The 24,906-nt window shown below is 49.9% G+C and carries 20 protein-coding genes and 1 tRNA gene; 1 reads left to right on the plus strand and 20 read right to left on the minus strand.

What is annotated here, in order from left to right:
* Positions 1–169: 169 nt before the first annotated feature.
* The 20 genes from DXB18_RS04450 to nifS form a co-directional block, all read right to left on the minus strand.
* Positions 170–1,249: an ABC transporter substrate-binding protein gene (locus tag DXB18_RS04450; RefSeq protein ID WP_118541854.1), complete on the minus strand. Its 1,080-nt coding sequence runs from the start codon at positions 1,247–1,249 to the stop codon at positions 170–172.
* Positions 1,250–1,504: 255 nt separating this feature from the next.
* Positions 1,505–3,025 carry a sensor histidine kinase gene (locus DXB18_RS04455; protein WP_118706237.1) on the minus strand — a complete coding sequence of 507 codons (1,521 nt, stop codon included), beginning with the start codon at positions 3,023–3,025 and terminating at the stop codon, positions 1,505–1,507.
* Positions 3,022–4,149, minus strand: a complete 1,128-nt coding sequence (locus DXB18_RS04460) for a response regulator (protein WP_118706239.1) — start codon at positions 4,147–4,149, stop codon at positions 3,022–3,024. Before DXB18_RS04460 ends, DXB18_RS04455 begins: the two co-directional genes overlap by 4 nt.
* Positions 4,150–4,249: 100 nt before the next feature.
* The gene (locus DXB18_RS04465; protein WP_118706241.1) at positions 4,250–4,750 is read right to left on the minus strand and encodes a DUF5721 family protein; all 501 of its coding nucleotides are present in this window, start codon (positions 4,748–4,750) and stop codon (positions 4,250–4,252) included.
* 165 nt (positions 4,751–4,915) lie between these two features.
* Positions 4,916–5,845, minus strand: a complete 930-nt coding sequence (locus DXB18_RS04470) for a peptidylprolyl isomerase (protein ID WP_182430472.1) — start codon at positions 5,843–5,845, stop codon at positions 4,916–4,918.
* 205 nt (positions 5,846–6,050) lie between these two features.
* Positions 6,051–7,589 (minus strand): DUF2130 domain-containing protein, encoded by a 1,539-nt coding sequence (locus DXB18_RS04475; protein WP_118706245.1) that lies wholly within the window; start codon positions 7,587–7,589, stop codon positions 6,051–6,053.
* A gap of 136 nt (positions 7,590–7,725) precedes the next feature.
* The gene (locus DXB18_RS04480) at positions 7,726–8,508 is read right to left on the minus strand and encodes an HAD family hydrolase (protein ID WP_118706247.1); all 783 of its coding nucleotides are present in this window, start codon (positions 8,506–8,508) and stop codon (positions 7,726–7,728) included.
* Between the two features lie 643 nt (positions 8,509–9,151).
* Positions 9,152–10,138: a diaminopimelate dehydrogenase gene (locus tag DXB18_RS04485; RefSeq protein ID WP_118541840.1), complete on the minus strand. Its 987-nt coding sequence runs from the start codon at positions 10,136–10,138 to the stop codon at positions 9,152–9,154.
* A gap of 144 nt (positions 10,139–10,282) precedes the next feature.
* Positions 10,283–10,370, minus strand: a tRNA-Ser gene (locus DXB18_RS04490).
* Between the two features lie 188 nt (positions 10,371–10,558).
* Positions 10,559–11,602, minus strand: a complete 1,044-nt coding sequence (locus tag DXB18_RS04495) for a M42 family metallopeptidase (RefSeq protein ID WP_118706249.1) — start codon at positions 11,600–11,602, stop codon at positions 10,559–10,561.
* 37 nt (positions 11,603–11,639) lie between these two features.
* Complete coding sequence (locus tag DXB18_RS04500; protein ID WP_118541836.1) at positions 11,640–12,605, minus strand: ABC transporter ATP-binding protein; 966 nt, start codon at positions 12,603–12,605, stop codon at positions 11,640–11,642.
* Positions 12,598–13,608 carry an ABC transporter ATP-binding protein gene (locus tag DXB18_RS04505; protein WP_118541834.1) on the minus strand — a complete coding sequence of 337 codons (1,011 nt, stop codon included), beginning with the start codon at positions 13,606–13,608 and terminating at the stop codon, positions 12,598–12,600. Before DXB18_RS04505 ends, DXB18_RS04500 begins: the two co-directional genes overlap by 8 nt.
* A gap of 10 nt (positions 13,609–13,618) precedes the next feature.
* Positions 13,619–14,494: an ABC transporter permease gene (locus DXB18_RS04510; protein ID WP_118541832.1), complete on the minus strand. Its 876-nt coding sequence runs from the start codon at positions 14,492–14,494 to the stop codon at positions 13,619–13,621.
* Between the two features lie 12 nt (positions 14,495–14,506).
* A complete protein-coding gene (nikB, locus tag DXB18_RS04515) occupies positions 14,507–15,433 on the minus strand; it encodes a nickel ABC transporter permease (protein WP_118541830.1) in 927 nt (308 codons plus the stop codon).
* Between the two features lie 190 nt (positions 15,434–15,623).
* Positions 15,624–17,210 (minus strand): ABC transporter substrate-binding protein, encoded by a 1,587-nt coding sequence (locus tag DXB18_RS04520; RefSeq protein WP_118541828.1) that lies wholly within the window; start codon positions 17,208–17,210, stop codon positions 15,624–15,626.
* A gap of 61 nt (positions 17,211–17,271) precedes the next feature.
* Complete coding sequence (locus tag DXB18_RS04525) at positions 17,272–18,312, minus strand: M42 family metallopeptidase (RefSeq protein WP_118706251.1); 1,041 nt, start codon at positions 18,310–18,312, stop codon at positions 17,272–17,274.
* Between the two features lie 204 nt (positions 18,313–18,516).
* Positions 18,517–19,869, minus strand: a complete 1,353-nt coding sequence (locus DXB18_RS04530) for an N-acetylmuramoyl-L-alanine amidase (RefSeq protein WP_182430473.1) — start codon at positions 19,867–19,869, stop codon at positions 18,517–18,519.
* On the minus strand, positions 19,866–20,960 hold the full coding sequence (gene mnmA, locus DXB18_RS04535) for a tRNA 2-thiouridine(34) synthase MnmA (RefSeq protein ID WP_347560851.1): 1,095 nt from the start codon (positions 20,958–20,960) through the stop codon (positions 19,866–19,868). The genes DXB18_RS04530 and mnmA overlap by 4 nt, the downstream gene beginning before the upstream one ends.
* Positions 20,957–21,394: a Fe-S cluster assembly scaffold protein NifU gene (gene nifU / locus DXB18_RS04540; protein WP_118706253.1), complete on the minus strand. Its 438-nt coding sequence runs from the start codon at positions 21,392–21,394 to the stop codon at positions 20,957–20,959. The genes mnmA and nifU overlap by 4 nt, the downstream gene beginning before the upstream one ends.
* A 94-nt stretch (positions 21,395–21,488) precedes the next feature.
* Positions 21,489–22,673, minus strand: a complete 1,185-nt coding sequence (gene nifS / locus DXB18_RS04545) for a cysteine desulfurase NifS (protein WP_118541822.1) — start codon at positions 22,671–22,673, stop codon at positions 21,489–21,491.
* A 237-nt stretch (positions 22,674–22,910) separates the two neighbouring features.
* Here nifS and DXB18_RS04550 point away from each other — a divergent pair, with 237 nt between their 5' ends.
* The gene (locus DXB18_RS04550; RefSeq protein ID WP_118541820.1) at positions 22,911–24,899 is read left to right on the plus strand and encodes a fructose-1,6-bisphosphatase; all 1,989 of its coding nucleotides are present in this window, start codon (positions 22,911–22,913) and stop codon (positions 24,897–24,899) included.
* Positions 24,900–24,906 lie beyond the last annotated feature (7 nt).

Consider the following 24,906-nt stretch of genomic DNA (forward strand, 5'->3'; position numbering starts at 1 on the left):
CCAAACGTTGTTACTACTCCTCGAAAAACGAACAGCCCTATTTCCAATCCCATAAAGTCAAAAAGTGCAGAACCGGAAGCCTACGCCTCCGGCTCCGCACTTTGTATTCTTCCTGACGGAACTCACGTTTCTTTTGCCATTCCGCTCAATTCCGGATGGGTGTTTCTAATTAATATGCTCTGTCTTTCAGAATGTTTTCCAGATCCATGGAGGTATCGAAATATGCCTCGTCTACGTACTGGATCTTCTCTACGCTCTCGCCTTTTTCCAGTTTCTGGATGATCTCAGCTACACGCGGTCCATGAAGCGGGTTGCACTCGAAGGTTGCGTTTAAGTCGCCCTTGATCATGGATTCAAATGCCGCCTTAACAGAGTCGAAACTTACTACGATGATGTCGCCTTCCGGACCACAGGTCTTGCCTGCTGCGTGGATCGCATCGATCGCACCAAATGCCTCGTTATCGTTCTCACAGATGACAACGTCGATATCCGGGTAGCTCTTTAAGAAGGACTCCATAACTTCCTGACCTTTTGCCTGGGTGAACTCACCAGACTGTCTGTCTAACATCTTCCAGTTGGAGTGCTCTTTTAACTTGTTATCCATACCTTCGGTACGGCCAACCTGTGCAGAAGCACCGATGGTACCCTGAATGGTTACCATGTTGATCTCTTCTTCGCCGCGTCCCTGGTCTTCCAGATATTTTGCAAGCCAGTCACCACAGGTCTCGCCTTCTTTTACGAAGTTACCGCCTACCCATGCCTCATACAGGGAGTCATCGGAAAGCTGCATCTGACGGTCAGAAAGGATAACCGGGATTCCTGCTTCTTTTGCTTCTTCCAGAACGGTTTCCCAACCAGTCTCTACAACCGGTGCTACTACGATGTAGTCAACTTCCTGCTGAATGAAGGAACGGATTGCCTTGATCTGGTTTTCCTGTTTCTGCTGTGCATCGTCGAAGATCAGCTTATAGCCGTTCTCTTCGGTAAAGGTAGATTTGAAAGACTCCGTATTTGCAGTTCTCCAGTCAGACTCTGCACCAACCTGTGCATAACCAACGGTGATCAAATCTCCGCTTGCTGCTGCCTCTTCCTTAGATTCTTCTGCTTTCGCCTCAGTCTCTGCTGGTGCCTCGGTCTTAGCCTCTTCCTTCGGAGCTGCGGTTGTCTCAGCAGGCTTGCTGCCGCCGCAAGCGGTAAGAGAACCTACCATAGCTGCTGTAAGTGCGATTGCTGTGAGTTGCTTTTTCATAAATACCTTCCTCCTTTTTGAATATGTTTTCGTATCCATATCGTAATTTCATTATAAAAAAAAGCCCTGTTTTTTGAAACAGAGCATTTTTTGAAAAAATGGGATTATTTTACTGTCTTTTCCGGTTCTTTTGAAATTTTTTCCCGTTTCAGGCAAATCGGTGTGTTTTTTTTCACCAGACGTGTGTTTTCTTTGGATTTTATCCATTTCTTTGTGTTTTTTTCGCGTTCAGGATCTCGGTCCGGACATTCTTTTTCATTCCGTTTTTCCATTCGGACGTCCATGTCCGATGTAAATCTTTACACAGGTGCCCACATATTCTTCCGATTCGATTGTGATCGCCGCATCGCCGCCATAATACATGCGGATCCGCTGCGCCACATTTGACATGCCAAACCCGCCTTTTTCACTGACCTCCTGCGCTGCATCACTGCCGCTTACCTTTTCCCGCAGACGCTTTAAGGTGCCGGTATCCATTCCACGCCCGTTGTCTTCCACTTCAAACACCAGACCACTTTTATCCTCATAGCCGCGTATGGTGATCATGCCGCCGCCCCGCTTGTTTTTAATGCCATGATAAAGTGCATTTTCCACGACCGGCTGCAGGATCATCTTCAGGATCTGTTTCTGTCCGATCCGCTCATCGATACTGATCCGGTAATCCAGAATCTCTTCATAACGGATCTTCTGGATCTTTAAATAGCTTTCGATATGCCGCTTTTCCTCATTGATCGTGATAAAATCGCGTCCCTCGGATAAGACAGTACGGAAAAAATCGCTTAGATCGGCTGTCATTTCCACGACCTTCTGGTTATCGCCGTCCTCCGCCATCCAGACGATCGAGTCCAGAGTATTATACAGAAAATGCGGGTTGATCTGCGCCTGCAACAGCTTCATTTCCGCAATATGCAGATTTTTCTGCTCCTTGCGGATCCGCCCGATCAGTCCGGCGATCTCCCCGCTCATCTGGTTAAACGTGCGGGCCAGGACATTGATCTCCTCCAGACTGCCAAGCTCGGCCCGGGCATCCCAGTCTCCGCTTCCAAGACGCTCTGCCGTCATCTTCAGGCTGTTGATCGGTCTCGTCACCGAATTCGTAAGCAAAGTAGAAAAGAAGATTCCCGTTACCAGGATCACCCCCAGAAGTCCCAGAAATCCATAGACGATCTGGTTGGTCTGCTGCTCCAGATCCTGCTGCAGTTCTTCCATATTATGTGTCTCATAGTAAATGTACTTATTGATGTAATCCTGAATCATCGAGCACAGGCCCTGGACATCATTTTCCCAGATTGCCTGGTTTTCATCGTATCTTCCGGCCTTATGGGAATTTTCGATCATCTTCTGCACCGCTTTTTCCAGAGAATCCAGGCATGACAGGATTCCTTTGATGTTAATGTCCCCGTCTGTCCCCGGTTTTCTTGTGATTCTGTACTCCATATCGTACCGGGCATCCTCGATCATGTGGAACGGGTTCTTTACCACTGTGGCATACTGCGTCTGGCCTTCGATGATATCCCCCGCATCAAACTTTCTCGTGTTGATGAGACCGATCATAACCCGGTACATGGAATATTCCATATCGGATTTAAAATTCATGTTGTAGGTGTTGATGACCTTTAAGTTATTCATGATCTTATTGTAGGAGCTGGAGTAATTATGGATCATGCCTGCGATCGCCAGCACCATCATGGTAAGCGGAATGACCGTCAGGATGATCAGAAGACGCAGCCGGTTTCTTAAGGATACCTTTCTGGCGATCCACGCTCCCGCCTTCATACATCCCTTCTTTCCGGTTCCTGACTGCCGTTTTTATAATCTTTTGGCGATACCCCGGTCACTTTTTTAAAGGTCGCACTGAAATAATGCGGGTCATTGTAGCCCACGCGCTCCCCGATCTCGGCACTCCGCAGTGTCGTACACCGCAAAAGCTCACAGGCCTTGTCGATCCGGAGTTTTGTCAGATACTCCACAAAGGACTGCCCGGTCTCCTGCTTAAAAATAGAAGAAAAATAGCTGCTGCTGACACCGACCTCTGCGGCAACCGTATTGAGCGAGATCTCATTGCTTTCAAAATGCTCCTTCAGATACTGCTTGGCCGTATCGATCAGGGAACCATAGCGGTTTCCAGATACCTTGTCCCGTTCGGCCAAAGCGGTCTCAAACAGCTTCTTCAGGTAATGCATCGTTTCTTCCACGCTTCCGGCAATCTTCGGGATATACTTAATGTCCCCAAACTCCGGCGCAAGCTCATCCATGCTGACATGAAGTCCCTTTAAAAATTCCTGGACACAATAAAAAATATCGATCGTCATATACTGGCGGAGCAATAACGATTTATAATTATTTTCTCCCACAGCGGCAAAATATTCGTCCACAAAAAGGCCCTCTTCTCCTGCGGAGCCAAGCTTTAAGAAATCCTCGATCAGTTTCCGGTTCACTCCGGTATAATCGGTCTTATCGAGAAACTCATTGTATTGTTCATAGCTCACAAAATAGCGCTCTAACAGCCTGGATTTCTCTTTTTCCTCCCGGATTTCCTCCCTCACCTTCCGGAGTACCGCCGTCAGGCTGGCTGCCGTGACCGGTTTTAAGAGATATTCGCTGATCCCGATCGTGATTGCCTCTTTTGCATAATCAAATTCATTGTAGCCACTCAAAATAATGATCTTTGTGTCGGGAAGTGCCTTTTTCACCAGACGGCTGAGTTCCAGCCCGTCCATAAACGGCATCTTGATATCCGTGATCAGGATATCCGGCTCCGTCTTTAAGATCTGCGGATACGCATACTCCCCGTCACCGGCTTCCCCGACAAAGGTAAACCCATTTTTCTCCCACTCTACATTTTTTTTGATGCCGCGTCGTATGATTGCTTCATCCTCCACAAGAAATACCTTCACCATACCCGTTTTCCCCCTCTTCGGTCACATTTCCCCGTAACAGCCGGTTCATGCGCTGCACCAGCATCAGCCTGTTGTTATTTGCACTGCATGAACCATCTCACTACTCGGCAGATACGTACGGGATCTGCAGCTTTTTGAAATATCTGCGGACCGTATCGTCCCACTCATGCTCGATCTGCCTGTCCAGCGTAAAAACGTTCAGCGACGTCCCGGTCACGCAGGACGCTGCATGGTTTTCATAGCGGATATTCAGATACAAAGCCGCCAGCTGGTCCACCGGAAAATCCGGCTTCACACGTCTTAGGAACTTCTCGTTTTCCTCCGGGGAAAGCTGCAGCGTGATCTGAAAGCTTTCTGGAAGCCGCTTCCCCTTGATCAGGGAATAGCAGATGGGACGAAGCATCTTCCAGGAAGAAAACTCTTCCACGCGGTTTGCCTCAAGTTCTTCGTCTGAGTAATAGCCCTGGCGAATATGCCCGTCTATGGTAAAGCTGTTAAATGTAACAATGTTCGCCTCCCGCACCAGCCAGCCATCGAATGTTTCCCCCATAAACAGCTGTGCCGTGAAGCTTTTCAAATCTTCTATTTTTAATGCGATCATCCGCAAATCCCCCTGTTTTGCTGTTTCTGTTTTGCTGTTTCTGCTTTTGCTGTTTCTGCTTTTGCTGTTTCTGTTTTGTTGATCCAGTGTTTCTGTTTTTGCTGTTTCTGTTTTACTGATCCTGTGTTTCTGTTTTGCTGCCTTGTTTCTGTGTTACGGATTTTCTTACTGGCCCATCGATTCCTGGTACCGCTCAAAGAAGTCCGACGTGGTGCAGTCCGCACCATCACTTAACGAAACCTTATTCCAGATGCTTCCCTGGATTTCCACAGGATGTTCCGCGGCAAAGGAATCGTAAATGCTATGAAAGGCCTGATTTTTCCGCTCCAGCGCCAGCTTGTTTTTCCGCTCCAGTGTTGCTTCCTCATCAAAATCATTCACGCATTTCACCAGATACCACTTTCCCTGGTAGGAAAATGGCTCGGTGATCTGTCCGCTTTCCAAAGCAAAAACAGGCTCTTCATAGGAAGCTTCCCGTTCTCCCCGTCCCACAGAAATCTCAATGTCCGGATTTTCCGATTCCTTTCTTGCTGTGGCTGCAAAATCTGCTCCACTGTTGGTCAACTGGTCATACAGTTCCTGTGCTTTGCTTTCTTCGCTGACCGCGATCTCCTGTACCTGGATGACACGCGCCTCGCTGTCGCTGATCTCCAGACTGACGTCCTTCGTCAACTCGTCCACGATCCGGTTTGCACGATGGTATGCCTCATACATCGTATAGACATCATCCCGGGTTGCCTTGGTGTAAGCCTTATCCGCATCGGTAAGCGTATCATAATAATCGTCTGCCAGCTGCTTTAACTGCTCCCGCTCCTGGCTGTTCAGCGTTAGGCCCTGCTCATCTGCCAGAAGATTCATGGTTTTCACTTCTCCTAAAAAGCTGCGGATCTGATCCAGCAGATACGTCTGGAACGGCGTCTTGGCATCACTGATCTCCACATTCCAGATCTGGTCCGTGTAAACCTGGCGATAGCGGTTGCGCTCCGTGGCAATGATCAGCATGGTCTGTGCATCGCTGTAACCATCTGTCTCGGTGCTGTCTGAAACCATGGGAAGATTTACGCTGCAGGCTGTGAGAAGAAAAATCTGAATCATTGCCAGAATCGCTGCCAGCCATTTTCTGATTGTACACCTGCCTGCGTTCCAGTTGCCTGTTCTGTTTTTTCTGTCTGTTCTGTTTTTTCTGTTTTGTATGCTTCGCTGTTCCCAGTCTGTCTCTGTTCTCTGGGTTATTTTCTCTATTTTCTGAGCCGTTCGCTCTATGTTTTGATCTGTCATACTTTCCATTCCACTTCTGTTTCTATTTCTGCCCGCTTTGCTGTTCCCCGGATGCTGCTTCACGCTCAGAAAGTCTTTCCGCCCGTGCCTCAGCAAATTTCTCCTGCATCGTCGGATTCTTCCAGGTCAGCTTCTTGATGGTCAGATCGTCCAGCTTGTTGTTTGCCAGACGCAGATTGTTTTCCGAAGCCAGCAGATTATCCTTCACCTTCTGCAAGTGATCGATGGTCTTATCAATCTCGTCGATCGCCTTCTGGAAGCGATCGCTCGCCAGCGTGTAGTTGCGGCCGAACTTATCCTTAAAATCCAGAAGCTTTTCCTCAAAATGGGTAATATCCAGATTCTGGTTGCGCACAGCCTCCAGTTCCCGCTTATACTGCAGCGAATTCATGGCCGCATTGCGTAAGATCGTGATGATCTGGATAAAAAACTGCGGGCGGATCACATACATCTTCGGATACTTGTGGGACATATCCACAATCCCGGTATTGTAAAAATCATTGTCCGCCTCCAGCAAAGTCACCAGAACCGCATACTCGCAGCCCTTTTCTTTCCGGTCTTTGTCCAGTTCCTTTAAGAAATCTGCGTTTTTATGCTTGGTCGCAGTGGTCTCGTTCTCATTCTTCATCTCAAACATGATCGAGATGTATTCCAATCCATTTTCATCGTAATCACGAAAAATGTAATCGCCCTTGCTGCCGCTCTTTGAGACTTCATTGTCTTTTTCGAAATAAGCGTTCTGAAAGCCGATCGCGCGCACCTGGTTAAAGGATACCTCACAATGCTGCTCTAAAGTCTCACCCACCATCTTCGTAGACTGCTTCGCCTTTAAGTCCCGGTAGTATTCGATCATCTCTTCCTTGTCTTTCAGCTGGATCTCATACCGCTCTTTCACAGCCTGTTCCTGAAGTTTTTGCTCCGCCTCGTAGCGTTCCTTCATGGCCTGCTCCTGCTGCTTTAACTGTTCCTCGTAACGCGCTTTCAGCTCCGCCATGGAGTCCTGCTGCTGTTTGAGCTGTGCTCCATAATTCTCCTTCTGCTGCTCCAACTGCACGGCATAGCTTTCCCGCTGCTGTTTCAGCTGCATGCCGTAGTTTTCCTGCTGCTGCTTCAGCCGCACATCATAACTCTCCCGCAGCGTTTGCTCCTGCTTCGCAGCCTGCTTTCCAGCCAGCTCCGCCTGCGTTTTTGCAAGTTCTGCCTGTGCTTTCAGCTCTGTAAGCTCCTTTTGCTGACTCTGAATCTGTTCCTGCAGCTGTTCCTTTATTGCTGCCTCAGCCTTTGTGACTGCCAGTTCCTGTGCTTTCCCTGCCTGCTCACTCTGAGCCTTCAGCTTCAGTATTTCTGCCTCTCGTGCTGCCAGCTGCTTCTCATAATTTTCTGCGGTCTGCGCCTTTGCAAGTTCCAGCGCCGTTTTCTTTTCCGACTCAAACGAAGCCTGCTGGCGGCTCAGTTCTTCCTTAAATTCCCTGTCCCGCACCTGCTTTGCGATCGCCGCATAGCCCTTTTCATCGATTTCAAAGGGCTCCCCGCAATTGGGACATACCAGTTTCTTTTCCATATTTATCGAAATCCTTCTATATTCATAGCAACACCGTTACCGGTACACTTTTTTCAAACAACCATTTTGACCTGTCTGGCATAACTTTTCCATGTTCTTTCATGTGTCACTTTCTCACCCACACATAGGATACCATTTACAACAACAGCTTCAAAATTTTCAGCGCACCGTCCCGCACATTGGTATCGGCCTCAAACCGGGCGGCTGCCTTTACCTCCGGTCTTGCATTTCCGATGGCAAAGCTGTAATAAGCACGTCCCAGCATCTCGATATCGTTTAACTGGTCACCAAACGCAATGGTCTCCTCCGGCAAAATGCCCAGACTCTCCTGCAGCAGTTTCACTGCCTCGCCCTTATTCACACCGGTTGCCATACAATCCAGCCACATATCACCAGAAATGGTCATCTTCAAACGGTCTCCGTATTTTTCGCGCAGTTCTTTTGTATGCGCTTCAATATCAGTCTTGCGGTATGCCGACACCTTAATAAACTGGTCATCCACGACCAGCACATCTGCCACACTCTTTGCCTGGAATTTGTAGCCATTCAAGATCCAGTCCTCAAACTCCGGATCCGGATTTTCCATATAAGCCACATCCGGTCCGCCTACCATAACCGTAAGACCGGCTTTCCGAATATCCTTCACCAATTCTTCCACCAGGGAACGCTCGATCGGATGCACAAACAACTGTCTTCCATGACACCCCACATAAGCACCATTATCAGACAGATAAAAAATCTTTTCCTTGATCGGGTCAAACACCTGCTCAATGCTCGCCCACTGTCTGCCGCTGGCAGCCGCAAACTGCATGCCCTTCTCCCGCAGCTTCAAAATCACCTCAAACAGCTCCGGATTCAGTTCATGTCCTCCGTCCTCTAACAACGTTCCATCTATATCTGATACCACCAGTTTGATCATGGAAGTCCAGTCCTCCTTCTACGTTTAATCCTGTCTACGGAAAATCTTATCACACTTTCCAGATCCGATAAAGTCTTATTTAAACAATATCGCACAGTAACAAATAGAAGGTCCGAGCGTGTACGAGTCTGACTTCCTCCATTTTCACATATCGTTGTTCGCTTGCTTTCGCTGACACATGTTCGCCTGCATCGGATTTACATCCGCTGCATTCGGACATGTGTGCTCAAGAGGCGAAACAACTGATATGCTGAAAATTCCAGAAGTCAGACTCATACACGCCCTACTTTTTTGGCACCGCTGCGTACGAAAAAGCCTGCAACCATTACTGATTTTGCCGATAGTTATCCTATTTTCGCCGTTTCAGTAATGGTTGCAGGTTTTTTATATGTAATGGAGCCAGTATAGTAGGAAGCCCCAGCCCCGCCATGCGTAAGCGCATTCTTTTAGCGAATTTTGCCCGTTTTGTGAGCATAGTGACCGTTTCGGAGCTCTGTCTGAGCGAACGCAGTGAGCGAGTTAGCGGAGGAACGGTCAATAGGCGGCGGAGCAAAACGGGCGAAAATTCGCGTGAATGCGGTTACGCATGGCGGGGCGGGGGCTTTCGGACTTATTGATATTTACTGTGTTAAACTGTTATATTTTACAGCATATGTGCGCGCAGCTCTTCTGCGCTCTTCGGGGAAAGGTATGCCGGTGCAACATCAAATACGGTCTTGCATCCGCTCATGCCCTCTTTGTTCATGCGGCTAACTGCTCTTGCGTAAGCCACGATGACAGAACCGGTAAACTCCGGATTGGAATCCAGCTTTAAGCTGTACTCGATCACATGCTTGTGCTCTTTCTCCATGCCGGTCACACCGGTGCGGATCACCATGCCGCCGTGCGGAAGTCCGCTGTGGTCACGCTTCATCTCCTCCTCGGTGATGAAGTGTACAGTGGTGTCATAATCGGAGAAGTAGTTCGGCATGGTCTTGATCTCGTTCTCGATCTTCGCAAGATCTGCGCCTTCCTCTGCGACTACGAAGCACTCTCTGGTGTGTTTTTCTCTGGTGGTCAGTTCTGGATTGGAACCGCTTCTGACTGCCTCAACGGCGCTTTCTACCGGGATGGTGTACTGTCTGCAGTCCTTTACGCCCTCGATGCGGCGTACTGCGTCAGAATGTCCCTGGCTGACGCCCTTGCCCCAGAAAGTGTAATCCTTGCCTTCCGGCAGAACGCAGTTTGCGTACAGACGGTTTAAGGAGAACATACCTGGATCCCAGCCGCAGGAGATGAGACTGACTTTGCCGGCTTTCTTTGCTGCTGCATCGACTGCTGCGAAATGCTCCGGGATTCTTGCGTGGGTGTCGAAACTGTCTACTACATTGTACATGGAAGCGTACTGCGGAGTCTGAACCGGAAGATCGGTTGCGCTGCCGCCGCAGAGGATCAGGACATCCAGCTCATCCTGCATATGGGAAAGTTCATCTGCATGAAGAACCTTCACACCTGCGGTGCGGACCTTCACGCTCTCCGGGTTTCTGCGGGTGAAGACTGCTGCCAGCTCCATGTCAGCGTTCTGGGCAATTGCGCTCTCAACGCCCTTTCCTAAGTTACCGTAACCTAAAATACCAACTCTGATGCTCATAAGTTTGTTCTCCTTTGTTTTCTGGATATGGGGGATCGCGGCAGGCGCCAAAGCTTCATACAAGCATGAACGTTGACTTGCTGCCTGCGGAAATACAAAAAGACCGGAACTCCCGTTTTCTATCCGGGGAATTCCGGTCTTATACGGAGATAGAGAGATTTGAACTCTCGCGCCGGTTGCCCGACCTACCGCATTTCGAGTGCGGACCCTTCAGCCACTTGGGTATATCTCCTGAAAGCTGTCCTGCATGCGGAATTCCGCAACATGCAAAACAGCTTTTATAGTATACACGAAAATCAGCAAATTGTAAATATCCGCCATTTGTAATCCTGTATTTTTATCTTACTTTTTTATCTCACTTTTTCTCGCATTTCTCACTTCGCTGCTGTTCCTGCATTTCGCAGGCAGCAGCCAGTTTGACTATTTTAATTCCATCATGTAAGCGACGGCCAGTTTCGCAGTCTCCACAACCCCGTCTAAATGGGTGCGTTCCATGCCATGGCTGCAGTAGCATGCCATGCCGAACGCTGCTGCGCGGACATTGTTTCCGGCACGTACAGCTGCATTGGCGTCGGTACCATAGCGATAGAAAATATCGATCGCATGGTTGATACCGTTCGCCTCTGCCTCCGCGATGATCTTGCCGGTTAAGTTCCGGTCATGCGGAGAGAAATTATCTTTTACGCAGATGCTGACTGCATGCTCATTTCCATCGTAATCCGGTCCGATGAGGCCGATATCGATTGCTACAAACTCCTCTACTTCAGACGGGATATAAGCACCGCCGTGGTTGATCTCCTCGTAGAACGGGAAAGAAAGCAGGGTCCGGTATTTTGGCTTGAAACCATTCTCCGTCATGAATTTCAGGGCTGCAAATACAGCTGCAACCGCCATCTTATCATCGATGAAACGGGACTTCACATAGCCATTGTCCAGGATATTGCAATGCGGCTCAAACGATACCACATCGCCGTGGCGGATACCAAGAGCCAGGACATCTTCTCTGCTCTCAACCTTCTCATCCAGGCTGATCATCATGGTATTTTCATCGCGCTCGAGGGTTCTGGCATCATCAAATACATGGGTGGAATGGGACTGGCAGACAAAAAGGCCCGTATATTTTTTCCCGTTTCTTGCATGCACGGTTACCGTCTCGCCCTCAATGCTCTGGAACGACACACCGCCAAGCTGACGTACCCGCAGGGTACCGTCTTTCTCGATCTTTCTCACGATCAGACCAAGCGTATCCATATGGGCACCGATCATAACCGTTTTGGAATTATCCTCACCGTCTAACGTAATGTAAGCAGTGTTTTTTCTGTCGTAGGTCACAGTCTGGCCGAACTTTGCGGCGTACTCTTCGATCAGCGGCAGAATCTCATCATAGTAGCTGACCGGGCTTGGTACATTGACAAAGTCCCGGAAACAGTCACCAATAAATTGTTTGTCGATTCTGATTTCCATCGTTGTATCTCCTTTGCAGCGGTCTGTGCGGCCGCTTTTATTTCTGATAAAACTTCTCGCAGAAGTGGCAGGCTACTTTGTGTCCGTTGCCCATGTCTTTTAACTCCGGAGACTCCGCAAAGCAGCGGTCCTCGGCATACATGCAGCGCGGTGCAAAACGACAGCCCGGCTTCGGATTGATCGGGGAAGTGATCTCACCTTTTAACAGGATTCGTTTTTTCTTCTCGCCAAGGCGCGGAAGCGGAATTGCAGATAACAGCGCTTTGGTATACGGATGGGTCGGATTCTGGAAGAGTTCTGCAGACGGTGCGTACTCAACCATCTTTCCTAAATACATAACCATGATATCATCGGAGAAGTAATTGACAACCGACAGATCATGGGTGATGAACATGTAGGTCAGTCCCATCTCTTTCTTTAACTGCTTAAGCAGGTTTAAGATCTGTGCCTGAATGGATACGTCCAGTGCAGATACCGGCTCATCGCAGACAATGAACTTCGGATTCAGTGCCAGCGCGCGGGCAATTCCGATTCGCTGACGGCGTCCGCCGTCCAGCTCATGCGGATAGCTGTTCACAAGTCGCTCTGCCAGTCCTACGACTTCCATCAGCTCGCGTACACGGTTTTCGCGCTCCGCTTTGGTGCGGTAAATATGGTGCAGGCGCAGCGGCTCTCCAATGATCTCGCTGACCGATTTTCTCGGATTCAGGGATGCAAACGGATCCTGGAATACGATCTGCATATCGGAGCGGAGTTTGCGCATCTCCTCTAAGGAAACCTTCGTGATATCGCGTCCATCAAAGATTACCTCGCCGGAGGTCGGCTCATGCAGACGGAGAATAGCACGACCCATCGTGGATTTTCCGCAGCCGGACTCGCCTACCACGCCAAGGATCTTTCCTTTTTCCAGAGTAAAGCTGATGTCATCGACTGCATGGAGTACACCGCCCGGGGTATTAAAATATTTTTTCAGGTTTTTGACTTCTAAGATCGGCTCAGACATTGTGCTTTCCTCCTACTACAACTCCGGTTCCCTCTTCGTATGCCAGGCATGCAGCCATATGGGTCTCAGACAGCTTCGTCTGAACCGGTTTTCTGGTTTTGCAAAGCTCCGTTGCATATTTGCAGCGCGGATGGAACGGACAGCCACTCGGCAGATTGGTCGGGTCCGGCATCAGTCCCGGAATCGGGTGAAGCTCTTCTTCACGGTTTTCGATATCCGGCAGGGAGCCAAACAGACCTTCGGTATACGGATGCGCGGTATTCTCAAAAATATCTACCAGATTGCCGTGCTCCACGATCTGTCCTGCGTACATAATGCTGACCTCATCACATACCTCTGCCACGATACCCAGATCATGGGTGATCATGAGCATGGAGGTCTGATACTGCTCTTTTAATTTCTGCATCAGATCCAGCACCTGTGCCTGAATGGTCACATCCAGTGCCGTGGTTGGTTCGTCCGCGATCAGAAGATCCGGGTTGCAGACCAGAGCCATTGCAATGACAACACGCTGTTTCATACCGCCGGAGAACTGATGCGGGTACTCATCCGCACGCTGTCCCGGGATTCCAACCATTTCCAGCATTTCGCGTGCCTTGTCCATGGCTTCCTTCTTGGACATCTTCTTCTCATGAAGCTGGATCTCCTCCGCGATCTGGTCGCCTACGGTCATAACCGGGTTTAAGGAAGTCATCGGGTCCTGGAAGATCATGGAAACCTGCTTGCCGCGGATGGATTCCATCTCGTCTTCACTGTATTCAAAAATATTGTTTCCCTCCAGACGAATCACGCCTCCGGTGATCTTGCCCGGCGGATTCGGGATCAGGCGGAGAATGGACAGCGCCGTAGTGGTCTTGCCCGCACCGGTCTCTCCTACCAGTCCCAGTGTTTTTCCTTTTTCAATCTTTAAATCTATGCCGTTGACCGCTTCCACCACGCCGTCGGATGTGGTATACCGGACGGAAAGGTTTTCAATATCAACAGTATAATTTTTCTGTTCCATGATATACCTCCTACTGTTTTAAACGTGGATCCAGCGCATCACGCAGACCGTCGCCCAGAAGGTTCAGTGCCAGGATCGTAATGACAATCGCAAGACCCGGGAATAACGTTAAGTGCAGGGCATCTCTTAAATAACCGCGTCCGCCGGACAGCATTGCGCCCCATTCCGGAGACGGCGGCTGTACGCCAAGGCCGATAAAGCTTAAGGATGCCGTAGAAAGAATCGCACTTGCCACGGATAAAGTTGCCTGAACGATGATCGGTGCCAGGCAGTTGGGAAGGATCTCACGGAAAATGGTGGTCGGGCTCTTCGCACCGATCGCGCGGGATGCCTCAACGAATTCCTGATCCTTGATACTCATAACGGATGCGCGCACAATACGGGCATACTGCGGCACACCGGATACTCCGATCGCCAGCATCACGTTTACCAGGCTGGTTCCCAGTGCCGCAACAATGGTCATAGCCAGCAGGATACTTGGAACTGCCAGAAAGATATCCATGATACGCATGATGATGTTGTCGATCTTGCCGCCGTAATAACCTGCGACCGCTCCCAGCATACCACCGATGGTCAGGGAAATACTCACGGAGATCAGGCCTACGACCAGGGAAACACGGGAGCCATGGACAAGACGGGCAAAAATATCACGGCCGAACTCATCGGTGCCGCACCAGTGTGCCATACTCGGGCCCTGAAGACGGTTTTTGATATCCTGTGCGATAACCTTGGTGTCATAATCTGCGATCACGTCTGCAAAAACAGCCATGAATACCAGAATCAGCAAGACAACCAGACCAACCATAGCCATACGGTTTCGTTTCAGTCTGTGCCATACATCGGCTGCCATGCTGCGTTTTTTATTTGTCGTTGCTACTCTTACCATCTTCTTCACCTCCTATTTGTATTTTGATTTGATCCGCGGGTCAATGTATCCGTACAGGATATCGACCACCAGGTTTACAATACTAAAGCAGATACAGAAGATGATTACACAGCCCAGTACCGCCGGGGTGTCCTTCGCCTTGATGCTGTTTACCAGATAGGTACCAACACCCGGCCAGGAGAATACAGCCTCCGTTAAGACTGCACCGCCAAGCAGGGAACCAAACTGCAGACCAATGACCGTAACAACCGGAATCAGCGCATTCTTTAACGCATGCTTGTACACAACCACGCGGCGGTTCACACCCTTTGCCTTCGCGGTACGGATGTAATCCTGACGGATGACCTCCAGCATGGAGGAACGGGTGATACGGGTAATGCTCGCCATACAGCCGGTACCCAGTGTAATGACCGGAAGCACCAGGGAACGCCAGGTCTCATCACCACCGGACGGGAACCATTTTAAATGCAAAGAAAAACCAATGATGAGCATCAGGCCCAGCCAGAAGTTCGGGGTCGCAACGCCCAAAAGAGCCAGGACCATGCTGATGCTGTCGGTCAGGGAATACTGCTTGGTCGCGGAGATGATGCCCACCGGAATGGATAATACCACAGCAAACAGCATACCCCAGAAAGCCAGCTTAATGGTTGCCGGGAAACGTGTCATAACCTCATTGAATACCGGCTGACCGGACTTATAAGATTCGCCCAGATCACCGTGAAGCAGATTTACCATATAATGAAAATACCGGACCAGAACCGGATCATTCAGTCCCAGTTCCTCCCGCAAAGCTTCTACCGCCTCAATCGGGGCTGTCTCACCGAGAATGGTGCGGGCAGTATCACCTGGAGCCAGTGACATGATAAAAAACACCAGAAATGATACACCGATGATAACCGGGATCAGCATCAGCAGACGCTTGATGATATACTTATGCATTTCGCAACTCCTTCCTTATTGTTCTGCGAAATTTCGCGGTCTATAAAAACCTTGTAGCCGTTTTGCCATTGCAGGGATCAGCCAGGATACCTCTGGCGCCTCTCTGATATGCAAAGCAACAAAACATGAAAAGCACATACCCATACGGGATGTGCTTTTCATGCATTTCATTCAAATTTTCCTGTGGTGCTTACTCGTAATGTGCACCGGACAGAACATGCATGCTGAAGGAAGAAATCTCAACTCCCTGCAGATCTTTATTTCTTGCGATAAAGCCAGTCTGGGAATATAACGGAACCCAGATCGCATCCTCGGAAATCGTCTTGGTGATCTCCTTGTAATCCTCATCAACCTTTGCTTCATCGCGGTTGGTTGCAGCATCATCGATCAGTGCGTCTACATCCGGATTCTTGTAGAATGCACGGTTTCCGCCTGCACCTGCATTGGTGCTCATGAACAGCGGACGGTAGGTGTTATCCGGCTCTGCGTTTGCTACCCAGCCGGAAAAGCATGCATCGTGCTCACCGTTACCGGTCTTCTCGAAGAATGTGGAAGCCTCCATCTGCTCGATGTTCATGGTGATGCCGATCTGCTGTAAGTTTGCCTGAACTGCAGTTGCACTTCTTGCACGGGTATCGTTTGAGAGATATGCGGTAAAGGTAAATCCATCTGCGTAGCCAGCCTCAGCTAACAGTTCTTTTGCCTTTTCCGGATTGTACTCGTATTTTACAGCGGTATCCTTGTAGCCGATCGCACCTGGTGCCAGGTAACCGTCTACGGTAGTACCTTCGCCATTGATCGCAACGATCAGAACATCCTCCTTGTTGATGGCATAGTTCATGGCCTGTCTTACTAAAACATTGTCGAACGGAGCCTTGGAAGTATTTAAGTTCATCATCTCGATCTGGGAAGACTCATACTCATCCAGAGCCAGGTTCTCGTTGTCACGGATCTTCTGTGCATCGTTGCTTCCAACGTCTAAGAGCAGGTCAACCTCGCCGTTCTCCAATGCGATGGTTCTGGAAGTCTCCTCGGAGATTGCCTTTAAGATGATGCCTTCATTCTTTGCGGCACGCTCTTCATCGAAGTAGTTCGGGTTTTTCTTCAGCTCAACGCTGGAGCCCGGCATCCAGGAAACGAACGTGTATGGACCGCTTCCCATCGGTGCGTCTGCAACCTTCTTGCCTTCGCTCTCCAGTTTTTCCACATAACTCTTGCACATGATTGCGCCGCCGGAGTGAGCCAGGGAAGTAAGCAGTGCGTTAGACGGCTGATTCATATGGATGATGAAGTTTAAGTCATCCACAACTTCTACGGAATCGATCATGGCTGCCAGATGTCCAACCTTTGCAGATGCTTTCAGTCTCTCCAGGGAGAACTTTACATCCTCAGCGGTCAGCGGAGTGCCGTCAGAGAAGGTTACACCCTCTTTTAATTTGAAGTTTACGGTTGTGTCATCTGCGTAATCCCAGCTCTCTGCCAGATCGCCGACAACCTCATTGTTCTCATTGACACGAACCAGGTTGCTGTAGATGTGGCGGGTTACGTAAGAAGACTGTACATCGTTGTGGTCATGCGGATCCAAAGATGTGATGTCAGCCTTCATCGCTGCACGGATGATGCCATCGCTGGAACCTGCAGCCGCGCTGCCTTCCGTTTTACCAGCTTCGGTCTGTGTGTTGTCTGCAGAGCTGCTGCTCTTGGAACCGCCGCAGGCTGTCATGAAGACAGAAGCTGCAAGCAGGCATCCCAGAAGGATTTTTCCTGTTTTTTTCATAAGATATGTACTCCTTTTTTCTTTTCCCTTTCGTTCCTGTGTGTTTCACAGGCATCGTTTTTTATTCTTCCAACAGGTAAGCTGCCAGAAGCTTTGCAGTGTTCTTCACACCGTCCAGGTGGGTACGCTCCATGCCGTGGGAGCAGAAGGTTCCCATGCCGAATGCGCCTGCAACAAGGTTGTTTCCTGCGCGCACTGCTGCGCCGCCGTCGGTGCCATAACGGTAAAATACATCCGGTGCGTAGTTTAACTCATTGGCTGCTGCCAGTCTTACCAGACGATCCGTAACTTCTCTGTCATACGGGGAGAAGTTGTCTTTCACACAGATGCTGACGCGGTCTTCCCGGCCATTGTGGTCTGGTCCGATCACGGCAATATCCAGTGCCAGGTACTCGCTTACACACTCCGGCACAAAAGAGCCGCCATGTCCGATCTCCTCGTAATGCGGGAACGCGAACCAGGTATCGCAAAGCGGTGTCAGGTTCTGGTCTTTTAAAAGCTTTAACATAACCAGACTGCAGGCTACACAGGCTTTGTCATCAATAAAGCGTGATTTGATGAACCCTTTCTCCGTTACGGTAAAATGCGGCTCGATCGACAGGATATCGCCATTCTCAATCCCCAGGGCACGTACTTCCTCTGCGGAATGTACATTCTCATCCAGAATTACGATCATGGTGTTCTCATTACGCTCTAATGTTTTTGCATCGTCGAATACATGAACAGAATGTGACTGGCATGCCACAAGACCGGTATAGGTTTTTCCGTTTCTTGCATATACGGTAACCGTTTCTCCTTCGATGCTGTTAAAGTTGATGCCGCCCAAATTTCTCACACGGAGCATTCCATCGTTATCGATGTGTTTGACCATAAGGCCGAGGGTATCCAAGTGAGCGCCGACGCATACAGTTCTGGTACGGTCTTTTCCCGGTACCTTAATGTAAACCGTGTGCTTGCGGTCATACTCCACCTCATACCCAAGTGAAGCAGCAAGCTGCTCCATCAGCGGATTTACCTGTTCAAAGTAGCTGACCGGACTTGGTGTTTCGATCAGTTTTTTCATTGTATCAAGCAGATAATCCCAATCCCACTGAAGATTCATTGTTTTGATTCCTTTCCCTCATACTCGCTGCACAAAAAACGATTCTGTTTTTACAATCGCGTACAAATATCTTTCCCAGAAAGACATGTGCAACGATGCCAGTATAATACAAAATCAGCAGAAAAGCTATAGAGAAATTCATTTTCTTCGCTTTTTCTGCTGATTTTCACAATTTTTGTGTAATTTTACCTGTTATTCTTATGTTCAGTTCCCGAAATACTGGTCTAATCCTGCGACAAGACCATTTCCAAGCTGATCGAGCGTTGCTGCGGAATGGTCGGAAGCACCGTCCCCCAGCTCAATATCGATGGACGGAACCGTAGAATACGAAGTCTGGGTCAGGTCCATCTCCATGCTGCCGCCGGAAAAAATCTTCACACCGGCACTTTTCAGACCGGCAACCAGGCTCTCCCCCAACGCATTGTGCTGTTTCCAGTGCGATGCCACCGGCTCCATGGCACGGTAGGAAGCCACATTCGGCACACTCATGTAAAACGCGCCTTTGTTGCTCTTCGTGGAATCCCAGTGAAGGGCTATGTGACAGTCTGCCAGATTGTTTGCCATAACTGTGCGGGCTATGTTGTCTAACTGGACATCATCGCTCTCGCGGATCATTAAGACATCGTACCCTTTTGCCAGAAGCTTATCCTTCAATACTTTCGCCATCGCCAGGGTCACCTTCGCCTCCGGGGTTCCATCCGCAAAGGTCATGCCGCCGGATACTGCCACCGCGGTGGTCGCACCGGCACTTGTGGTGCCGCTGGTCACCTTCGGGGTTCCGTCCGGGTGGCACTGGGTCTTCACACTGCTGCCGCCGTTTGTTCCGTGTCCTGCATTGACGCAGACCACTTTGTTCTTGCGGGAAGCAGATTCGGAGCGGTACAACACCGCTTTTCCGCTGTTGATCTTAGACAGGGAAGCGTATTTCCAATCCATGTTCAGCCCCACTTCACCGGCATTCTGAACGGATGCTGCCGATCCGGAAGAAGCTGCGGAATCAGAAGACATTGCCGAACCAGAATTTCCTGCCGGCTGTGCCAAAGCAGCAGACTGTTCTTCTGGCTGCTCTGTACTCAGATAAGCAGATGCGGCATAACAGGTCTTACCCTGATATTCCACCTGACTCCAGTTTCCATTGTCACCGGTCCGTTTCAGCTGTGTTCCGTTTACCGGTGCTGCCACAACTTCTGCGCCCGGCTCCGGAGCAACACGCAGGTTCAATGTGGTTGCCTTCACATACACAGTCTCATCCCGTGCTTCCATGGAAGGCGCAGACTCTGTGGTCAGCTCTGCCTTGTTCACGCTGACCTCCGCCTGCTGATTTTTGTTTCCGGCTTCACCATCTGCTGCAAGTCCAGCACTGTCTGCTCCGCCTTTCTGTTGGTTTTTGCCGTCTGACTGTGGATTTACCCCGTCCGCTGCCTGGTTTTTCCCGGCAGTCTCCGGTGCTTCTGCCGCATTCCCCGGCACTTCTACTTTCTCATATTTTGACTGGCAGCCTGCTGTCATCAAAGCTGCAGCTGCCGCCATGGCAAATACAAATGTTTTCTTTCTCATCGGATGATCGTTCCTCCGCCTACTACATAATCGCCATCATAGAATACCACTGCCTGCCCCGGTGTCACGGCACGGACCGGTTCTGAGAAATGGCACTGTACCAGATTCTCTCCGATCTCCTCGATGACACAGGGAGCGCCTTTGTGACTGTAGCGGATCTTGGCACTGACCTCCATCGGCTCACCGTGCAGACCGTCGATCGCCATCCAGTTTAACTTGTTGCAGACCAGCGTATCGGTAAACACATCGTTTGCCCCGCCGATGACGACCTCATTCGTCTCCGGGCGGATCTCCATTACAAATACCGGATGTCCCATAGCAAGGTTTAAGCCCTTTCTCTGGCCGATCGTGTAATGGGTGATGCCCTCATGACGGCCGATCACGGTACCGTCTGCCGTCACAAAATCGCCCGGTCCCGGCACGTTCTCTGCTTCGCGCTCAATAAATCCCGCATAATCATGATCCGGGATAAAACAGATTTCCTGGCTGTCTGCCTTGTGCGCCACCTGCAGACCAATGTCCTCAGCCATCTTACGGATCTGGTCCTTGGTATACTCGCCCACCGGCATCAGCGTATGGGAAAGCTGCTCCTGAGTCAGGTTGTACAGGGCGTAGGTCTGGTCCTTCGCCGCAGTTGCGGACTTTTTCAGCGCATATCTGCCGTTTGGCAGCTGCTCCACTCTCGCGTAATGACCGGTCGCAATGTAGTCCGCACCGATATCAAGACTTCTCTTTAACAGGGACTCCCACTTGACATAGCGGTTGCAGGCGATGCAGGGGTTCGGAGTCCGTCCGCATAAATACTCGTCCACAAAATAGTCCATGACATTGTCCTTGAACTCTTTTTTAAAGTTCATGACATAGTAGGGGATCTCTAACTGCCATGCCACGCGTCTTGCGTCATCAACGGCAGAAAGACCACAACAGCCTCCGTTTTCCTGCTGCGCGGTCTCTTCCTCATCCTGCCAGATCTGCATGGTAACGCCAATCACATCGTACCCCTGCTGTTTTAAAAGCCAGGCGGCAACCGATGAATCGACGCCGCCTGACATTCCTACTACTACTTTCTTTTTGTTTTCTGCCTGGATCAATATTCTTCGTCCTCTTCGCCTTCGCTGATATCGTTCTTCGGCTTCTCTAATCCTTCGATCTTGATGCCGTTCTTCTCAGCGTAATCCCACAGAGCTGCATGAATGGCTTCCTCTGCCAGTAAAGAACAGTGTACCTTAACTGGCGGAAGTCCGTCCAGGGCCTCCATAACGGCCTTGTTGGTTACTTCCAGTGCTTCCTGGATGGTTTTTCCTTTTACCATCTCGGTTGCCATGCTGCTGGTTGCTACTGCAGCGCCGCAGCCGAAGGTTTTGAACTTACAGTCACGGATCACGCCGTTGTCGTCGATGTCTAAGTAGATTCTCATGATATCGCCGCACTTTGCGTTGCCGACGGTGCCGACACCGCTGGCATTCTCAATCTCGCCTACATTTCTCGGATGCTGGAAATGATCCATTACTTTATCTGAATACATATGTTTTATCTCCTTTTCTAAAGCCGGACCGGGTTTCTTATGGTCACGGCCTTTTTGTCTGGCTAATACGTTTGTTTTTAAAACAGGTCTTTGTTTATTTTGCCTGGTGCTTTACGAAATCCTCATACAGCGGGGACATGCTGCGCAGTCTGCTGACGATTGCCTTTAAGCTCTCTACGGTGTAATCGATATCCTCTTTGGTGGTCTCCTCGCTTAAGGTTAAACGCAGGGAACCGTGAGCGATCTCGTGAGGAAGTCCGATGGCTAAGAGCACATGGGACGGATCCAGGGAACCGGAGGTACATGCAGAACCACTGGAACCGCAGATGCCCTTATCATCCAGCATGATCAGCATGGACTCACCCTCGATAAACTGGAAGGAGAAGTTTGCGTTGTTCGGAAGACGGTTCTCACGGCCGCCGTTGATGCGTGCATACGGAATCTCCGCAATGACACGGTCCATCAGGTAATCACGCAGCTCGCTCTCGTACTTGGAACGCTCTTCCATGTTTGCTGCAGCGATCTCAGCTGCCTTGCCAAAGCCTACGATGCCCGGAACGTTCTCGGTACCTGCACGGCGTTTGCGCTCCTGTGCACCGCCATGGATGAAGGAACGGATCTTCACACCGGTACGGATGTAGAGGAAACCGATTCCCTTCGGTCCGTTGATCTTGTGACCGCTGGCACTCATCATGTCGATGTTTAACTCGTCAACATTGATCGGCACATGTCCGTATGCCTGAACCGCATCGGTGTGGAACAGGATACCGTGCTCTTTTGCGATCTGACCGATCTCTTTGATCGGCTGGATGGTTCCGATCTCGTTGTTTGCAAACATAACAGAAATGAGGATGGTGGTCGGGCGGATGGCCTTCTTTAACTCATCGAGCTTTAATACACCGTTCTCGTCTACATCGATATAAGTAACCTCATAGCCGTGCTGCTCCAGCCACTCACAGGTATGCAGGATTGCATGATGCTCGATCTTGCTGGTGATGATGTGGTTGCCTTTGCTCTTGTATGCCTCTGCGGTTGCCTTTAATGCCCAGTTGTCGGACTCGCTGCCGCCGCCGGTGAAGTACAGCTCGTTGGTCTTCGCACCGATTGATTTTGCGATTGCCTCACGTCCTGCTGCGACTGCCTTCTTCGGCTCGTCGGAGAAGCTGTAGATCGAGGACGGGTTTCCGTAAAATTCGGTAAAATACGGAAGCATAGCCTCTACGACTTCCGGTCTGGTCTTGGTTGTTGCCGCATTATCCAAATAGATTGTTTTCTTCATTATATAAATCCACCTTTCTGGAAAATATACATAAAATTCCAGCTGGGAGCTATGCCAGCCAGACTGTCTTTATGACAGGCTTATTATAGTATTTATTTCATAGTATTTCAATAGGAATTAATGAATTTATGAAAATTTTTCTCGATTTTCCGAAAAAGTACAATCCCTTTTTCGGCTTTTTCCCTTATCTATGATATAATCTACTATATAATATGTTCTTTCACAAGGAGGGTTTTTATGAATTATCCGGAAATCCGTTATTTAGAACGTCTCGCGGATCTGTATCCCACGATCGCAGCCGCTTCTACCGAAGTCATCAACATGGAGGCAATCTTAAACCTGCCCAAAGGAACGGAGCATTTTCTGACCGATATCCACGGAGAGGACGAAGCTTTCGCCCATGTGCTGAAGAACGGTTCCGGATCCGTGCGCCGCAAGGTCAATGAAGTATTCGGAAATACCCTGTCCCACAAAGACAAACGGACCCTTGCCACACTGATCTACTACCCAAGAGAAAAAATGGACCAGATCTTAAAGGTTACGGAAGACAAAGATGAATGGTTCCGCATCACCCTGTACCGCCTCATCGAGATCTGCAAGCGGGCTGCCAGCAAATACACTCGTTCCAAGGTACGCAAGGCCATGCCGCCGGATTTCGCCTACATTCTGGAGGAGCTGATCACCGAGAAAGATGACAGCGTGGACAAAGCCTCTTATTACAATGCGATCGTCAACACGATCATTCATGTCGGCCGCGGCCGGGAATGCATCATTGCCATGAGCCAGCTGATCCAGCGTCTGGTCATTGACCACTTACATATTGTGGGGGATATCTTCGACCGTGGCCCGGGGCCGCACAAGATCATGGACAAGCTCATGAGTTACCATTCCGTAGATATCCAGTGGGGCAACCACGACGTCTTGTGGATGGGTGCTGCCGCCGGTCAGCCAGGCTGCATTGCCAACGTGATCCGTATCTGTGCCCGCTACGGAAATCTGGACATTCTGGAGGATGGCTACGGCATCAACCTGCTGCCGCTTGCTACGTTTGCCTTAAACACCTACAGCGACGATCCGTGTACCTGCTTTAAATTAAAAGGCTCCAATGAATTGAACCAGTACGAAGTGGAAGTCAACTTAAAAATGCACAAGGCCATCTCCATCATCCAGTTTAAGGCAGAAGGACAGCTCATCAAAGCTCATCCGGAATACCACATGGAGCACCGCAACCTGCTGCACCGCATCGACTACGAGCATGGCACCATCACCCTGGATATGCCGGACGAAAAGGGGAATCTGACCCCGCACACCTACACCCTGTTAGACAACAACTTCCCTACCATCGACCCGAAGGATCCATATGCTTACACCCCGATTGAGGCTGATATCATGGATCGTTTGATCAAAGCGTTTTTAAACTGTGAAAAACTCCAGCAGCATGTCAAATTCCTGCTCGCCAAGGGAAGCCTCTACAAAATTTACAATGGAAACCTGCTCTACCACGGCTGCATCCCGTTAAATCCGGACGGAACCTTCCAGGAAGTAGAGATCAACGGCTCCTACTTCCACGGCAGAGCACTCTACGATGTTCTGGAAAGCTATATCCGCAAAGCTTTCATGGGAGTTTCCGATCGTGAAAAACGCCTTGGCCGCGACATCATGTGGTACATCTGGCTGAATAAGGACTCACCACTCTTTGGCAAGGATAAGATGGCTACCTTTGAGCGCTACTTCCTGGCCGAAAAAGAGACCCATGCAGAAAAGAAAAACCCGTATTACAAGTATCTGGAAAATGAAACCGTGGTGAACCACATTCTGACCGAATTCGGTCTTCCGGAGACCGGCAGCCACATCATCAACGGTCACGTCCCGGTCCGCTCGAAAAACGGCGAAAGCCCGGTCAAATGCGGCGGCAAGATCCTGGTCATCGACGGCGGCTTCTCTAAGGCATACCAGAAAGAGACCGGCATTGCCGGATATACCTTAACCTACAACTCCTATGGTCTGATCTTGTCTGCCTTAGAGCCGTTTGAATCTACGGAAGCAGCCATTGAGCGCGAGATTGACATTCATTCCGACAGCGTCATCGTCCGCCACGCAGACCGCAGAAAGCTGGTAGGCGATACCGACACCGGTGCCGTGCTCCGCGAAAAGATTGCAGATCTGGAGCAGCTTCTCATGGCTTACCACAGCGGACTTCTGGTTGAGCGGTATGTAAAAAACTAAACGAACC

It is taken from the genome of Clostridium sp. OM02-18AC (assembly GCF_003481825.1).
Taxonomy (GTDB): domain Bacteria; phylum Bacillota; class Clostridia; order Lachnospirales; family Lachnospiraceae; genus Brotaphodocola.

Coding starts and splice junctions, on each gene's coding strand:
- DXB18_RS04530 (WP_182430473.1), bottom strand. CDS start 19,869: ATGAGAAAGAAAACATTTGTATTTGCCATGGCGGCAGCTGCAGCTTTG.
- DXB18_RS04525 (WP_118706251.1), bottom strand. CDS start 18,312: ATGAATCTTCAGTGGGATTGGGATTATCTGCTTGATACAATGAAAAAA.
- DXB18_RS04460 (WP_118706239.1), bottom strand. CDS start 4,149: ATGGTGAAGGTATTTCTTGTGGAGGATGAAGCAATCATACGACGCGGC.
- DXB18_RS04510 (WP_118541832.1), bottom strand. CDS start 14,494: ATGGTAAGAGTAGCAACGACAAATAAAAAACGCAGCATGGCAGCCGAT.
- DXB18_RS04500 (WP_118541836.1), bottom strand. CDS start 12,605: ATGTCTGAGCCGATCTTAGAAGTCAAAAACCTGAAAAAATATTTTAAT.
- nifU (WP_118706253.1), bottom strand. CDS start 21,394: ATGTATTCAGATAAAGTAATGGATCATTTCCAGCATCCGAGAAATGTA.
- DXB18_RS04465 (WP_118706241.1), bottom strand. CDS start 4,750: ATGATCGCATTAAAAATAGAAGATTTGAAAAGCTTCACGGCACAGCTG.
- DXB18_RS04480 (WP_118706247.1), bottom strand. CDS start 8,508: ATGATCAAACTGGTGGTATCAGATATAGATGGAACGTTGTTAGAGGAC.
- DXB18_RS04455 (WP_118706237.1), bottom strand. CDS start 3,025: ATGAAGGCGGGAGCGTGGATCGCCAGAAAGGTATCCTTAAGAAACCGG.
- nifS (WP_118541822.1), bottom strand. CDS start 22,673: ATGAAGAAAACAATCTATTTGGATAATGCGGCAACAACCAAGACCAGA.
- DXB18_RS04505 (WP_118541834.1), bottom strand. CDS start 13,608: ATGGAACAGAAAAATTATACTGTTGATATTGAAAACCTTTCCGTCCGG.
- DXB18_RS04495 (WP_118706249.1), bottom strand. CDS start 11,602: ATGGAAATCAGAATCGACAAACAATTTATTGGTGACTGTTTCCGGGAC.
- DXB18_RS04475 (WP_118706245.1), bottom strand. CDS start 7,589: ATGGAAAAGAAACTGGTATGTCCCAATTGCGGGGAGCCCTTTGAAATC.
- DXB18_RS04520 (WP_118541828.1), bottom strand. CDS start 17,210: ATGAAAAAAACAGGAAAAATCCTTCTGGGATGCCTGCTTGCAGCTTCT.
- DXB18_RS04485 (WP_118541840.1), bottom strand. CDS start 10,138: ATGAGCATCAGAGTTGGTATTTTAGGTTACGGTAACTTAGGAAAGGGC.
- DXB18_RS04450 (WP_118541854.1), bottom strand. CDS start 1,249: ATGAAAAAGCAACTCACAGCAATCGCACTTACAGCAGCTATGGTAGGT.
- DXB18_RS04470 (WP_182430472.1), bottom strand. CDS start 5,845: ATGATTCAGATTTTTCTTCTCACAGCCTGCAGCGTAAATCTTCCCATG.
- DXB18_RS04550 (WP_118541820.1), top strand. CDS start 22,911: ATGAATTATCCGGAAATCCGTTATTTAGAACGTCTCGCGGATCTGTAT.
- nikB (WP_118541830.1), bottom strand. CDS start 15,433: ATGCATAAGTATATCATCAAGCGTCTGCTGATGCTGATCCCGGTTATC.